A 15452-nucleotide genomic window follows, 5' to 3' on the forward strand; every position below is an offset into this window, starting at 1 on the left:
GGTTTAAGGTGAGATTTAGAAACATAATGCTGCAAATATAATAGTATATGGCTGTAACCCTGATTATTTTAGCTTTATCGGCTTTCTTTTTTGTGAATGGTAAAATCCGGTCTGATGTCGTCGCCCTTTGTGCTTTAGTCCTTTTGATTTTATTTAACGTGTTGACCCCGGAAGAAGCGCTTTCCGGTTTTTCCAATTCGATCGTGATTATGATGATCGGGTTGTTTGTTGTCGGGGGAGCGATATTTCAGACGGGATTGGCTAAAATGATTAGTAGCAAAATATTGAAACTCGCGGGAGAGAGCGAGTTGAAGTTGTTCATTCTGATTATGCTGGTGACCTCGGCTATCGGAGCTTTCGTGAGCAATACAGGGACGGTAGCGTTGATGCTTCCCATCGTGGTGAGTATGGCGGTGAGTGCGAAGGTCAGCCCGAGCCGTTTTCTGATGCCTTTGGCTTTTGCCAGTAGCATGGGAGGTATGGCAACTCTGATCGGTACCCCGCCGAACTTGGTGATTCAGAATGTTCTGGTGGGAGCTGGATACGAGGGGTTGTCGTTCTTTTCGTTCACGCCCGTGGGTATTATTTGCGTGCTCGTGGGTATCGTGGTGTTGATCCCGTTGAGCCGGATTTTTTTGGTGAAGAAGGATAATAAAAAGGTGGAGAAGAAAGTAAAAAACAAGTCGGTGAAGGACTTGGCTTACGAGTATCAGATTGCACAGAACCTGTTCCGGGTGGGGGTGAAGAAAAGTTCGGCATTCTGCGGGAAGACGCTGTCGGAATTGAATATAACGGGGAAGTATAACTTGACAATCTTGGAAATCCGCCGGGAATCGAATACCCAGAATCCTTTTATGAAGACGATCGACCAGCGATTGGCAGGTCCGAATACGGCATTGCAGGAAGGTGACGTTCTTTACGTGTTGGGACAGTTCGCGCGGGTAGAATTGTTGGTGGGCGAGAACGGGTTGGATTTGCTGGATGCGCATACCGTCGAAATCTCTGATAAGCACACCAAACGGGATGTTAACTTCGGGGAAATCGGGATTGCCGAGGTGTTATTGATGCCGAATTCGCAGTTGATCAACCGTGCCGTGAAGGATTCCGGTTTCCGGGAGAAGTATAGTGTCAACGTCCTGGGAATACAACGGGGCGGAAGGTACATATTACAAGATCTGAAGGACGAGAAGATGCATTCCGGGGATGCCATCCTGGTACAGGGCACATGGCAGGATATTGCCCGTCTGAACGAGATGCAGTCCGAGTGGGTTGTGGTCGGTCAGCCGTTGGCTGAAGCGGCTAAAGTTACCCTCGATCACAAGGCTCCTGTTGCGGCGGTGATTATGTTGTTGATGATCGTGGCGATGGTTTTCGATTTTATCCCGATTCCTCCCGTGGCAGCGGTGATCGTGGCGGCATTATTGATGGTACTGACGGGGTGCCTGCGGAACGTGGAGGATGCGTACAAGACAATCAACTGGGAGAGTATCGTGTTGATTGCCGCCATGCTCCCGATGTCGTTGGCTCTGGAAAAGACGGGAGCTTCTTCTCTGATTTCCTCCGGACTGGTAAGTTATTTAGGGAGCTTCGGTCCCGTGGTCCTGTTAGCAGGTATTTATTTTACCACGTCGCTGATGACCATGTTTATCAGCAACACGGCGACGGCGGTACTTTTAGCCCCGATCGCATTGCAAGCTGCGGTAAGCACGGGGGTAAGCCCTTACCCGTTCCTGTTTGCCGTGACGGTTGCTGCGAGTATGTGTTTCGCTTCGCCTTTCTCCACGCCGCCTAACGCACTGGTAATGTCAGCTGGAAAATACACGTTCATGGATTACGTGAAAGTGGGTCTGCCCTTGCAGGTCATCATGGGCGTGGTGATGGTACTCGTGTTACCGCTGTTGTTCCCGTTTTAATAATTGAAAATGAACTCCTCTGTCAGCGTAGCTGACATTTTCTCTATAAAAAGGGGGCTGAAAAAATCCTTACAGGAAATTCGCCCCCCGGTTGAATATGCTCTCGAAGGCGGCATATAGCAATTCCGGGGTTGCGCCCGTGTTCGTCGGGAACGGATTCTGGTGCGAGTATTCATACGGGAAGTCCAGTTCTTCCAGAATCTTCCCGGCGCTGCGGGAGCCTAGGGCTTCCACGACGCCGCAGGTTGGCATGACCGAATCTTTTTTCAAGCTGATGATCCGCAGGCGGTCTTGTGCCCGTTCAAAGAAGGTTTCCCGGTAATCTTGCATGATTTCAGGGCGTATCATCGCTTTGAAGGCTTTTTCCATGAAGTCTTCTTCGTATAGGACGGGAAGCATACGATGTTCTTCGTCCTGCTTCAGGAAATCGTTCATGAAATAGTTTTTCACCCGTCGATATGCCTCGTAATCCATGATGTCCCGTGCGCTGCCGTCCATTTGGCTGAATATCGAGCCCCCGCAAAACAGGAACAGGCGGCTTGCGTCCAGTAGCCCGTCGGGGTTCGCTATCATCAGTATTTGTGCGAGAAAAGCCCCGATAGAGTAAGCAAAGATGTTTACCGAGGTATCCCTTTTGAACAAGGGATGCTGCCCGGTTTTAATCTCCGAGAGTAGTTGCCACAGGTTAAACATGGATTCCTTGCCGGAAATAAAGAAGCGGAGGGGTGTAGCCGAAAGTCGGTAACTTAATGCCACATTGACAAAGGTGGAATTATCTAGGTATTTCACTTCTTGCTTCCGCCGTGCCACCCAGGGCATCAATGCCCGCGGGTTGTACCAGTTGCTCGGGGTACGATTCATGTGGAATGCAATTGGGAATAGAATTACAGCTTTGCCTGTGGCAAGCGCCAGGTATTCTGCCCACGTCAGGTATTTATCCCAATTTCGCTCGTTCAGCCCATGCAAGAGCAGGATCGCCTGATTCATCTTTCGGGCTCCTTTCGGGGTAAAAATAGTGTAGGGAAAACTTTTGTTCTCTTGGATATTGTTGTCCGGGACGGAACAGAATTCGCTCGTCGGGATTAATTGCTGGTATTGTTCGATCTCCTTTACCCCGATGTTCTGGGTGAAGTGATACGGGCGGATTTCTAGAGGTCTGTCCTCTATTTCTATCTTCCTTTCATAAGAGAAAATAGCTTTTAATTGTTTATTCCTAGTGTTGATTTCCATGGTGTTACGATTATATTTTAAAACAAGGACGAATATGGGGTCCTTGTAATGAAATTTACGTGTAAAGGGTAAAATTGTTGGCAAAAAAATGTACTTTTGTGGAGAAAAAGTTAAAATTATAAAGCCGTGGGGAGAAAAGACATAACGGTTTCGAATAGAAGTGAGAGGCGGAAATCACGTTCACCAAGAAGATTAAAGGTTGTGAAGCGTATTTTCGTGTACGCGTTCGTGTTGCCTCTTTTGCTTTGTTGCCTGGGGATTCTTTTTTGCAATTACCGGATTACCGGTTATGCCAAAGGTCGGATTTTCCGTGACACGACGCTAATCCCGTACAACAAAGTCGGATTGTTGTTCGGTACTTCGCCCCGTGTCAGAAGCGGGAGGAGCAATCCTTATTTTGACAACCGTATTGCTGCTGCGGCAGCTCTGTACGAGGCGGGCAAAGTGAAATATATCCTGATTAGCGGTGACAATCGTCGCCATAATTACAATGAGCCGCAGGCAATGAAAGATTCCTTGCTGAAAAGGGGCGTGCCGAAAGAGGCACTCGTGCTCGACTTCGCCGGGTTGCGCACGCTGGATTCCGTGGTGCGTTCCAAGGAGATATTCGGGCAGGATAGCGTGACGGTAATTTCCCAGCAATTCCATAACGAGCGGGCCATCTTTCTCGCCCGGCATTACGGGATTCATGCCATTGGCTACAATGCCAAGGACGTCGATATTCAACAAGGCTTTAAAACCCAACTACGCGAATTGTTGGCTCGGGTAAAAGTGTACGTTGATTTCTTCACCAGCAAACAACCCCGCCATTTAGGTGAGAAAATAGAGATTCCGGAGTGAAAAAGAATAAAATGAAAGGAGGTGTGTCTTGACACACCTCCTTTCATTTTCAATTGTTTATTTGACCCACACGTTGAGGATTTCCCCGATGAACATCTTGTGCATGGCTTTGCCCGCCCATTGTTTTTTGAGTTGCGGGTCGGAGATGCCGTCGATGTTGATGGTTTGGGAGATCATTTTGCGACACTCGATAATCATCCATGCTTCTGAGAACGCCTTGCTTCCGGAAGGGGTGGTGATGGTGGTCAACCCGGCTCCTTTCACTTTGTCGGCGTCTTTGCCGGAGTTGTGACCGCAATAGTTCAACGCTTCCCGGTAGGTTTCCGTGTAGAAAGTGAGCGTGTAGGTTTCGCCGTTATCCATGAGGTCGTAGGTATAGCGGGCGGGGGAGATGAAACAGAAAGCCACGGGTTTGTTGTACAGGTATCCCAAGCCGCCCCAGCTTGCTGTCATGGGATTGTATTTCTCGCCGTTGCCTCCGGTGATGAGCATCCAGTCCTCGGAGAGCATTTTGATAATGTTGCCGGGGATTTTGTCCGGGGCTATCCGTTTGTATCCTTGCAGGGCGTCGCCCGACGTGGCGGCAATGTTTTCCACGGTTTGTGCCGGAGGGGCCACTACCGGGGCTGCGGCTATCGCTTGGGTTGCCGAGGGTTGTACGCCGAGGCTCTTTTCCGCGCCTTCGAATAGGTTCTCGACCATATCCACGGTTTTGATGCGGAATTTGGCGATTCGCTTGATTAGTTTCGTCTGGTCTTTGTTCATGGCTTGCTCGTCGGTGATCCAATCTTCGGCGGGAAGGCGGTCTTTGCTGTCTTCCGGGTAGATATAATGGATGTTCGTGATTTCCATGTCACATTTGCCGGGGGTGCAGATGAAGTTCACCCGGTAGTTCACTTTTGCCCGGTCGAGGGAGAAGGTCTTGTCTGCGAATACCATGTGTTCGCTGCCGTAGCAGGCGATTTGCCCTTCTTCCTTGTTCGAGTACGCTACTTGTCCCCAGTTGCCCTTGTCGGTTTTGAACCGAGTGTTCGCCCATGCTTGCACGGCGTCAAAGATTTGGTCTTTGGATAGGTTGGGGGCTTTGATTTCTTTTTTGAACAACACTTTGCCATTCACTACCGGAACGGCTCCTGCCATGTATTTGATGTCAGTTTCTTCCTGCGCGAACGCGAATGCCGGAAGGAGGCAGAGAATAAATAAAAGACGTTTCATCATAGTATGTCTGTTTTAATAAATATTTCAGTACGGGTAATGCCCTACACCACTTTATTGCCGCCCCGTCAGACCGGGCGAAACAATAGAAGCTGCACTCAAAGTTAAAGAAATATTTTGTATTCAGCCAATAGAATTTGTAATTTAAGATTTATGATTTACGATTTACGATTATAGACGGTTTCGGGCATATTTTTTGGTACGTGGGGAAATAGAGGTGTTTTTCCACAAGTTGCGGGGAGATTCCACATCTTCCCGCGGATTCTTTATTTTATATATTATTGAAGTCAAGTTCGTTGTATTCTTCCTGTTATTCACGGTACAATCTTTGAGCGATACTCGAGTAAGGTTATAGAAAATAGATTATAAAAAATTGTATGAAAAAAGTGAAATCTACATTAGCCAATTCGTTTTTATGGATCTTTCTTTTATCGGCATTGCCTTTCACTTTATCCGCGCAAGAGGGTGAAGCGAAAGAATTGCGACGTTCCATAAAAGGCAGGGTTCTCGATGAGAATAGGGAGCCTATGGCGGGAGTTCTTATTTTGATAAAAGGAACGACAAGAGGAAGTGCTACCGGAGAGGATGGCAATTATACCTTGAATTTAATGCCACAAGACAGTATCCTTGAATTTAGTTTCCTGGGATATGAATCCAGAACCTTCAAGTTGTCGAAGTCACAGAAAACGTTGAACGTGACCTTGCGCCCCGTCCGCATCCGGATGGACGAGGTGGTAGTGGTGGGTTTCGGAACGCAGGCACGCGAGAAGGTAACTTCCGCCATCACGAAGTTGCCGCTGGCGGCATTGGAGAACGTGCCCTACACGAATCTCGCGTCAGCCATGCAAGGAAATGTTTCCGGGGTGCAGGTGCAGAGTATTTCCGGGCAACCGGGGGCGGCGCCGCGGGTGATTGTTCGCGGGGGTACTTCCATTAATAACATGAACGGCGCGACGCCGATTTATATCGTGGACGGGATTATCCGTACCGACCTTGCCGACTTGAACAGCAATGACATTGAGTCGCTTCAAGTGTTGAAGGATGCCGCTTCCACGGCGATCTACGGGGCAAGGGCTTCCAACGGGGTGGTTATCGTGACCGCGAAAAGCGGGAAGCCGGGAAAGATACAGGCGAATTACTCGTTCGGGCTGACGGTGTCCGAGCCGGGGGAAAAGTACGATTTGGCTTCCGGGCGGGAGTATATCGAGTTGAACCGGAAAAGTATGCAGTATGCTTCCCGCTACAATGCCAGCGCGATGGGGCGGCTCGGGGCGGCTCTCGGTTTCGGGACGGGAAACGACCTGACGAACAACACGGCTTACACGACGCAATACCTGACGGACGCGAATAAGCACAAGCTGAATGAGGGGTGGGAGAGTATGCCCGACCCGATCGATCCTTCCAAGACGATTATTTTCAAGGATACGGATTACCAGGATTTGATCTACCGGACGGCTTACACCTATTCCCATAACCTGACCGTGTCGGGAGGGAACGATAAAGCCTCGTTCTATGCCGGGCTCGGGTACATGGATAGCGAAGGTACGGTAATCACGACAAAATACCGCCGTCTTACGTTCAGTTTGAACGGTAGTCTAAAATTGCGGGATAACCTGAACGTGTTGGGACGGGTGATGTACACCACGTCGAGCAACAACGAGGTGTACGCGCTGGCTGATATTTTCTACCGGGCGGCATCCCTTCCTCCCACGGCGAAATACACGTACGAGGACGGTACGCTGGCGCCCGGGCAGAATCGAAGTATCGGTAATCCCGTCTACCACCTGAATAACGATAAAGCGAAGAACAGCAAGGATAACCTGGCTCTCTCGATTGCAGCCGACTGGGAGTTCCTGCCGGGATTCAGGTTTACCCCGCAATTATCTATGTACAAGTACACGACGGACGGTTATTCCTTCATCCCTTCCTACTGGAACGGTTCGATGACTTTCAACGATACGCGGGAGGCGAAAGGTTTTTTCACGAAGACGTTGCAGGGACAGATGGATTTGGTGTTGGGGTATAACAAGCTGTTTGCCGAAACGCATAACGTGGACGTGAAAGCCGGGTTCTCTTATTTTGGCAGGGAAAAGTCGACGCTGAACGCCGTGGGACAGGGTGCGGCAACCGACCTGATCCCCACGTTGAACGCTTCCGCCTCGGCAAAAAGCGTGAAAGGGGATGAAAGCACGCAAGTGATAGCCGGATTTTTCGGTCGCGTGAATTACGATTACAAAGATCGGTACTTAATCTCGCTGAGCGCCCGTTTCGACGGGGCTTCCAACCTGGGTGAAGACCATAAATGGGGATTCTTCCCGGGGGTATCTGTGGGTTGGAACGTGCACAACGAGAAGTTCTGGGAGCCATTGAGTGCTTTCCAGCTGAAATTGAGAGGTAGCTACGGGGTGACTGGAAATATCAGCGGGTTGGAAGATTTTCAAGCCCGGGGCACCTATGCCGTGGGTAAAATCTATGACGGCACCTCGGCAATACAGAACACCGTGATCCCGAACTCGGAATTGAAATGGGAGCAATCCAAGACATTGGATATTGGTGCGGATATCGGTTTGTTCAACCAACGCGTGGGTATCCTGATCGATTACTACCGCCGTGTAACGGATAACCTGATTACCCAACTTTCTTTGCCTCCTTCCACCGGATTCCCTAATATTTATACCAATTTGGGACGTTTGGAGAATAAGGGGCTCGAGTTGGAAGTGAACGCTAATATTCTCCCGGGGTGGAGTGCCGTGCAATGGACTATGGCTGCCACGGTGACGAAGACAAAGCACAAGATATTGAAATTGCCGGAAAACGGGGTAGAGAATAACCGCATCGGTGGGGAATACGTGTGGGTGCCTTCCCGGGGTGAATACGCCTGGATGGGCGGCACGCAGGAAGGCGGGTGCGTGGGGGATATATACGGTCACGTGATCGACGGCATTTACGCTACCGACGAGGAGGCACAAGCCGACCCGACCGTGAATACCTTGATCCCGGGTAACGATAAGACCAAGTACGGCGGTTATTCCATATTGCGGGATGTCGACGGGGACGGGCAGATCGATTCCAAAGACAAAGTGTATCTCGGGAATTATTATCCCAAGTGGACGGGAGGTTTTTCAAGCAAACTCTCGTTCCGCCGGTTTACTTTCTCTTTCCGTTTCGATTACACGCTGGGGCACAAGATATACAATTACGCCGCCCGTTTCATGAACAGTAACTTACAGGGTGACGGTAACCTCACGAAGAATATGGCGGTGAATTCGTGGAAAGAACAGGGCGACGACGCTTCCATGCCTTGCTATATCTGGAACAATTCGTACTGTCTGCCGGAGAGAGTGAATATTTACGTGGAAAAGGGTGATTTCCTTTGCTTGCGGGAGGTTTCCTTGAGTTACGAGTTCCCCAGGCGGTGGTTGCGGAAAGTGGGGCTTGCCGGGGTGCGCGCGCACGTGACGGGAAATAACTTGCACTATTTCACGAATTACTCCGGATTGAACCCGGAAGAAGGCGGAGAGGACAAAGGACGTTATCCTATCCCGAGAAATATCATTACAGGAATCTCTATCACATTTTAAACGAATCGAGCCATGTGTAAATTGAAAAGACATAACTATTTGGTAGCCCTGGTAATGGGTATGGGACTCACGATGGGGGCTTGCGACATACTGGACGTCGATCCCACGAGCGTTATCACGGCGGATTCCTTCTGGAAGACCGAGGCGGATGCGGAAGGCGGATTGGCAGGAATGTACGTGTACCTGCGGGATAATACCACGGATAATCTTTTTATCTGGGGGGAGATGCGAAGCGAAACGCTGGAATCGGAGGCTATCGTGGGCGATAATTACAAGAAATACCGGGATAACGACTTGAGTGCCAGTTTCGGTCCGACGTGGGAGAAATTCTATGCCACGGTGAACGCCGCGAACCTGATCTTGACGAAGGTGCCGGAAATTCCTTTCACGGATGAGTCCAAGCGTAACTTGATTCTGGCACAAGCCCATGCCATGCGGGCGTACGTTTATTTCACGATGGTGAAGATATGGGGCGGGGTTCCCCTGCGGACGGAGGCAATGGAGGGATACGATGCCTCGAAAGTGCAAAAAGCGAGAGCCACCGAGGAAGAGTTGTTCACGTTTATCAAGGACGATATCGAGGATGCCTTGAAGTTATTCCCCTCCACGGATTTCGAGAAGGGAAGAAACCATTGGTCGAAAGCATCGGCTTACGCCTTGAAGGCGGATGTTTACCTTTGGACGGCTCGCAGGAAAAACGGGGGTGATACAGATTTCCGCGAGGTTCTGGCGGCTTGCGAGGAAGTGCAGAAGATCGCGGGGATTCGCCTGTTGCCCGAGTTTAAAGACGTGTTCGCTTACGAGAACAAAGGGAACGACGAGATATTGATGGCCGTGAGTTACAAGCTGAACGAGGCGGATAATAACTATTTCGACATGATGCATATTTCGCCAGCTACCGTTTCTCCCGATATTGAACCGGATATACTGGCGACAATCGGTGCCGGGGGCGGGCTGATGGAACAGTCGCCATCCAAGCACTTGCGGGAGCAATACGCCCCGGGGGATAGCCGGAAAGATGTTACTTTCTTGGAAATATACAAGAATATAGAAGGACAACGCACGTATTACGGGACGATGGCTATGAAGGGACGAGGTACGGTTGTTTCGGGGGTACGTTATTTCGTGGACGACATTATTCTCTATCGTTATGCCGACGTGTTGTTGATGAAGGCGGAAGCGAAAAACGGGTTGAAACAAGACCCGACGGATGAAATGAAAGAGATACGGGAACGTGCTTACGGGGAAGACTACGGGAATCACGAGTTCGTGAACGGCAGCCCCGAGGAAAACGACGTTGCCATATTGCAGGAAAGATTGCTGGAATTCGCGTTCGAGTGCAAGCGTTGGTGGGATCTGGTGCGCTTCGACAAAGCATTCGAGCTGGTGCCCTCGCTCGTGGGACGCGATGACCCGGATTTGCTCTATTTCCCTATTCCTAACACCGTTCTGAGCCTTGAACCGCTGGTGGAACCTAATCCGGGATGGCCGTTGTAATGCGGGCTAATGCCTTAGCCCGCTGGGTCGAAGGTTTGTAAAGTCCCGGGTGTCCTTCGGACAGTATTGACTTTACGAACGAATCGGTCGGAAGTTCTTTTTGAATTTTCGACCGATTTTCATATTTTAGCACTTTGAAATAACTGAAAAAAGATGTAACTATGAATGTAGAGGTGCTTGAAAGGCTAAAAGAAGAATACGGGGAAGACGGCGACGTGATTCAATTGTACGAGGATTGGGGGGATACTCCCTATTTACACGAGATTTTCCAAATCTTGGATGGCATTGAGCCCGATTGGACGCTGGAACGGGAGTTGGGTAGTTGGGCGGCTGAGTTTATACTGGATATTTTACAAGAGCAGGAGGACGAGTTGGATAGTTTGTCCGCGGAAGAGCGGGTGAAGTTATTTCAGGAAGAGGTCGACGAACGCTATGCCGATTTTAAAAGTTGCCACCAGTTCGCGCGCGTGAACAATCTCTCCATGCAATTTGAAGAAGACGAGGACACCGATTGCCAAGAATTGGACGAGTATATTGCCGAGGACGGCGAGGAAATAGGTTTTCCCAGGTATTAGCTAGAATCCTGTGTGTTTCCCCGTGTCTTCTCCTACTCTTCTCCAACTTTTACCTATCTTTTGAACGGTTGTTATTCGATTGTTATTCGATTGAAAAACGAAATAATGCGTTTAATACTTGTTGTATAATGGAATTTTTCCTACTTTTGAGATAGGGAAGAGTGGGGGAAGGATTAGGGAAGTGAGCGGGAAGAATGAGTAATAACCTTTAAACGATAAAACGATGGCAATCATAAAAAGCGATCTTTTCAATGAAATGTCGGGACGTGTGGGACGCAACCTGTTCGCGTATACCCGTATGGGGCAAGTCATCCTGCGGCGGGGACCGGGACCGCGAAAGAAAAGCAGCCAGGCGCAGGAGGTATGCATGAGTTCCGTGACGTGCATGAATATGTTGTATTCGGCTGTGCGAAGGATCATGAAGTGGGAGGTGTGGAAATTAGCGGGAGCCCCGCACGGGAAGATGGCGAACAATTATTTCGCGCGGGTAAACAAGGGAATATTCGACGAGCGGCGGCAAATCAGGAGCTATTCCCAGCTGGTGCTGACAGAAGGAACGTTATGCAATCCCGCGGGGATGGCGGTAAACTACACGGGGCAGGGACTACGGTACGAGGTAACCTGGGTGGCGGAAGACGGTCCCGGGGCGAGAGCGGGGACAAGCGAGTTACAGGTAATCCTTCTGTTGGATCACCCGCGAGAAGATTTTTTCGGCTTTTACCAAGATTGGGCGATTGACGTGGAGGGAACGAGGGACGGGGGATGCGGCGGCTTCACCGTGGCGGAGGATTTTGCCGACTTAGCTCGCCAGAAAGGCATAGCGACGCTGCAAGTCTATTGCTTCTTTGCCGCCCCGGACCGGAAGGCTTTTTCCCGGAGCACGCATTTTGAGATACGGTTGGACAACGTTGCTGTTATTCACCAGGAATAATTATCTTCGCGTCAGTTTAAATTTATGTGATTATGAAACGAATTTGTAGTATTTTATTCATTGCTTTTTTCGCGTTTTTTGTGTCTTGCTCGGACGACGACAACGACGAGGTGCCGGTACCCGACCGGAAGGCGGAACAAATCCTCTCGACGAGTTCCCTGTACCAGTCCTTGAGCCGCCAGCCGGAGATGTCCGGGAGTTTGATGATTGCTACCGCCAAGCTGGCACAATACGATGACATCACGGCGCTTCTTCCCTTGGACGACAAGGCGGAGGAGGAGCGGGGGATCGCCCGCGGGCGATGCCTCTCCGAGTGTTTTGAGGCTATTGCGCGCCAGCCGGAGGCTTACGACCTGATCGACAAGGCGGCGGAGAAATTCCTGGGGAGTACGGCGACGGAAACTATGTCCGCTAAGATACTGGAGTATTCCCGCCTTTACGCGCTGGCGGGCTTGAACTCGGGTTTGTCACGTGACCCGGAGATTGTGGAACTCTACGGCAAGTTCAGCCAGAAGTACCTTGGCGTGGCGCTAGAGTTATAAAGCTTGTAAATTGTTGAAAAGTGAATAGGGTGTGTTTTTGATACCACACCCTATTTACGTTATAAATTTCGTTGAACTTGTTAATCGAACCTGCTGTTTGGGAGGAGGAAGGGAAACTTGTGCTCCGTGCCGTCCTTGAACGTGCATATCCAGTTATCGGATTTGTCTCCGCTTCTCCGGATTATCATTCGCCACTCGCCGATTTTCTCGTCGCGGTCGGTGAACACGACCACGTTTTGGCGCATGTTTGCCTGGAAGAGCTCGTCGCACATGTCTAGGGTGCGCTCGTCGTCCTGGCCAAGCACGTTATTCAGTAACGAGACGATGTTATTGAACTGGAGAAACTTCGAGCGGAGGCGGACGTTGTTGTATTCCATCGTGATGTTGGCGTCGTTCTCCGTGGAGTCCAGCCGGAACAAGTAGGAGCTTCCCCCTTCTTTGCTGTAGTTTATCTCGTTGATGGTGTATCGGGCCCTGGAAACGATGTCGCTAGAGGATATCGTGTGCTCGATGTGCATGTAATAAGGGGGATATTCTCCCGTCATGCCGGTTGTTTTCCCCGAGTTCGTTTCTTGACGCGTGAGCGCGCACAGGAGTTGCCCGTCCTTGAATGTCTTTTGTGACACGTACAGCCCGGAAGAGTGGTCGACCGCAAAAACGAATTCCAGGTCATTCCTCGAGTCGTCGGTGACGGACGAGGGGAGCAGTGCGGTCATGAACCCGTTGGCGTCGATCGTGGTGTCGAAGTCCTGCTTCTGCCTGTTCCAAGTCAACCGCACGCCGGTGAAGCCCGTCGTTGCGCTTGTTTCCGGGGCGGCGGAGCGTGCCAAGGAGTATATAGGCATTTCCAGCCCGTAATGGTCGATGACGTCTTGCAACTTGGTGTCGGTTTCCCTCATGTGTTCGTTTATTTCCTTGTATAACTCCTCGCACGAGTGGATGTTTCCATTGATGAGCTCGATGAGTTCGGCGGGGGTGTGGTTGCCGTACGGTTTGTCAAAATCGGTGATGACTTTCTCGTCATCGTCGTCGTTGCATGCGGCGAAAGCGAGCAGGCATAACGCGTACAATAGTTTTCTCATGAATGTTCCGTTTTAAATTGTTTATCAATACGTGTGATCGGGAGGCAAAAATAACGATAATTATTGGTATCATGAAATAAGGGGTTGTGTTTTGACACAACCCCTATTTCTATTTTGGAAGTTAAGGTTATAGTTTTTCGATTTCGATTAATTTAGCCCCGGCACTGACTGATTTGCCTTCTTGGGTAAGAATACGTTTTACTTTACCGTTGTAGTCGGATGTGATGTTGTTTTCCATCTTCATGGCTTCGAGTACAAGCACGTTCTGTCCTTTGGTCACCATGTCGCCCGGTTTCACCAGGATCTTGAAGATGTTTCCCGGCATGGGAGCCTCGATAACCTTTCCCGTGATGGGTTCGTCTTTTTGAATATCTTCTTTCTGTTGAGTTTGTCCTTCCTTGTGTGTGGCCAGGTAACGGGCTTCTTTTTGTTTCGTCAGGAAGGTCTTGGCAACAGCGGGGAAGAGTTCCAGCAAAAGAACTTCTTTTTCGTTCTCGGCTAATTTCACGCCACCGAATTCGGTCAATACAGGATTTTCCTGCATTTTGTATTTAGAAGTGTCATACGGGGTTTCCTCGCGGGTACCGGCAATTTTCAGACGGAATTCCGGATCAACCGGCACGGGAGTTTTACCGTATTCTCCTTTTACCAGGGCAACGAATTGGTTGGAGGTGTTGGAGTACATTTGTTTTTTGTTTTTGATATCCAAAGCGCAGTTCACGGCTTGGGCGCCCACGATCTGGCTGGTCGGGGTTACCAGTGGAGGAAGACCTGCCGCCAAACGAACGGTGGGGATCAATTTCATGGCGTCCTCGAGAATGTCCATGGAGTTCAGTTGTTTCAATTGGGCAACCATGTTGGTGTACATACCCCCGGGAACTTCGGCTTTTTTCACGAGTTCGTTCGGTTTCGGGAAGTTGAAGTAAGCCTCGATGGCGTGGCAAGCTTGCAACAAGGCTTCTTCGTTGTTGCTCTTGGCGGCGGCGATGGCATCGTCGAACAATTTGTCGATGTTAGCCGGCAACGTGTCCGTGAGCGGGTTGAACGGATTCGGGAATTGTTTAACAGCGTCGAACGCTTCCAATTCTTTCCGGATGTTGTACAGCTCTTTATTGATTTTGGCAACAGCTTCCATGTTAACGTCCATCTCGATGCCTAATTTCTTGCAGAAGATGTAAATCAACTCGATAGCCGGGGCCGCGGGACCACCCGCGAAGTTCCAGATATTGGTATCCACGATGTCCACGCCGTTCACGATAGCGCTGAGCACGGCGCCCAGACCGTAACCGGGGGTACAGTGGGTATGGAAATCTACCGGGATTTTCAGGTTTTTCTTGAAAAGCGGAAGTAATTCGGCAATGCGGCTCGGGTTGATCAATCCACTCATGTCTTTGATGGTAATCATGTCAGCGCCGAGGGCTTCCATTTCTTTTGCCTTATTCAGGAAATATTCATTCGTGAACACGGGTTCCGGGTTCTTTTTGCCTTTCAGCTTGTCCATTAGGCTAAGCTTCGGGTATTTGGGGTCGATCGTGTAGCAAACGGCGCAATCCGCCATGCCACCGTATTTTTTCACGTATTTGATGGTGGATTTCACGTTGTTCACGTCGTTCAAAGCATCGAAAATACGCATGATACCTAGACCGGATTCGATGGCGTTCTTGCAGAATCCTTCGATAATCTCGTCGGTATAAGGAGCGTAACCGAACAGGTTACGACCTCTGGATAGGGCTGTCAATTTGGAAACATCACCGACAACAGCTTTGATTTTTTCCAGACGGTCCCACGGGTTCTCGTTCAAATAACGCATCACGGAGTCGGGTACAGCACCGCCCCATACTTCCATCGCGTAGAATTTAGCGTCTTTATAGAAAGGTAACACGCGGTCCACTTGATTTTGATTCATTCTGGTAGCGAATGAAGATTGTTGACCGTCTCTTAATGTCAAATCTCTGATGAGTAATTTTCGTGTCATGTTTTATAAGAATTTAATTGTTATGTGTTTATTCTATTTTTAATGCTTCAAATCTATTGAAAAGAAAGGAG

Annotated in this window: 11 protein-coding genes; 7 read left to right on the top strand and 4 right to left on the bottom strand. The window is 49.8% G+C overall.

Going from position 1 to position 15452, the window contains the following annotated elements; genetic code table 11:
* The first annotated feature begins 47 nt into the window (after positions 1 to 47).
* The gene (locus tag A3CY_RS0100535; protein WP_018335925.1) at positions 48 to 1913 is read left to right on the top strand and encodes an SLC13 family permease; all 1866 of its coding nucleotides are present in this window, start codon (positions 48 to 50) and stop codon (positions 1911 to 1913) included.
* A 69-nt stretch (positions 1914 to 1982) separates the two neighbouring features.
* Here A3CY_RS0100535 and A3CY_RS0100540 read toward each other — a convergent pair whose 3' ends face one another.
* A complete protein-coding gene (locus A3CY_RS0100540) occupies positions 1983 to 3143 on the bottom strand; it encodes a DUF6051 family protein (RefSeq protein ID WP_018335926.1) in 1161 nt (386 codons plus the stop codon).
* Positions 3144 to 3344: 201 nt separating this feature from the next.
* On the opposite strand from A3CY_RS0100540, the gene A3CY_RS0100545 reads away from it, so the two are divergent.
* Entirely contained in the window at positions 3345 to 3983 is a 639-nt protein-coding gene (locus A3CY_RS0100545; protein ID WP_018335927.1) for a SanA/YdcF family protein, read from the top strand.
* A 57-nt stretch (positions 3984 to 4040) separates the two neighbouring features.
* Here the strand turns inward: A3CY_RS0100545 and A3CY_RS0100550 are convergent, their stop codons facing one another.
* Positions 4041 to 5201 (bottom strand): DUF4468 domain-containing protein, encoded by a 1161-nt coding sequence (locus A3CY_RS0100550; protein WP_018335928.1) that lies wholly within the window; start codon positions 5199 to 5201, stop codon positions 4041 to 4043.
* 374 nt (positions 5202 to 5575) lie between these two features.
* Here A3CY_RS0100550 and A3CY_RS0100555 point away from each other — a divergent pair, with 374 nt between their 5' ends.
* From A3CY_RS0100555 to A3CY_RS0100575, 5 genes are all read left to right on the top strand, one after another.
* Positions 5576 to 8779, top strand: a complete 3204-nt coding sequence (locus A3CY_RS0100555) for a SusC/RagA family TonB-linked outer membrane protein (RefSeq protein WP_018335929.1) — start codon at positions 5576 to 5578, stop codon at positions 8777 to 8779.
* Between the two features lie 12 nt (positions 8780 to 8791).
* Positions 8792 to 10276, top strand: a complete 1485-nt coding sequence (locus A3CY_RS0100560; RefSeq protein ID WP_205619905.1) for a RagB/SusD family nutrient uptake outer membrane protein — start codon at positions 8792 to 8794, stop codon at positions 10274 to 10276.
* A 161-nt stretch (positions 10277 to 10437) separates the two neighbouring features.
* Complete coding sequence (locus tag A3CY_RS0100565; protein ID WP_018335931.1) at positions 10438 to 10851, top strand: hypothetical protein; 414 nt, start codon at positions 10438 to 10440, stop codon at positions 10849 to 10851.
* Between the two features lie 223 nt (positions 10852 to 11074).
* On the top strand, positions 11075 to 11782 hold the full coding sequence (locus tag A3CY_RS0100570; RefSeq protein WP_018335932.1) for a hypothetical protein: 708 nt from the start codon (positions 11075 to 11077) through the stop codon (positions 11780 to 11782).
* A gap of 32 nt (positions 11783 to 11814) precedes the next feature.
* Positions 11815 to 12324 (top strand): hypothetical protein, encoded by a 510-nt coding sequence (locus tag A3CY_RS0100575; RefSeq protein ID WP_018335933.1) that lies wholly within the window; start codon positions 11815 to 11817, stop codon positions 12322 to 12324.
* Positions 12325 to 12404: 80 nt separating this feature from the next.
* Here A3CY_RS0100575 and A3CY_RS0100580 read toward each other — a convergent pair whose 3' ends face one another.
* Positions 12405 to 13406 carry a hypothetical protein gene (locus A3CY_RS0100580; protein ID WP_018335934.1) on the bottom strand — a complete coding sequence of 334 codons (1002 nt, stop codon included), beginning with the start codon at positions 13404 to 13406 and terminating at the stop codon, positions 12405 to 12407.
* A gap of 127 nt (positions 13407 to 13533) precedes the next feature.
* Positions 13534 to 15381: a biotin/lipoyl-containing protein gene (locus tag A3CY_RS0100585; protein ID WP_018335935.1), complete on the bottom strand. Its 1848-nt coding sequence runs from the start codon at positions 15379 to 15381 to the stop codon at positions 13534 to 13536.
* Positions 15382 to 15452 lie beyond the last annotated feature (71 nt).

This window comes from Butyricimonas synergistica DSM 23225, assembly GCF_000379665.1.
Classification (GTDB): Bacteria; Bacteroidota; Bacteroidia; order Bacteroidales; family Marinifilaceae; genus Butyricimonas; species Butyricimonas synergistica.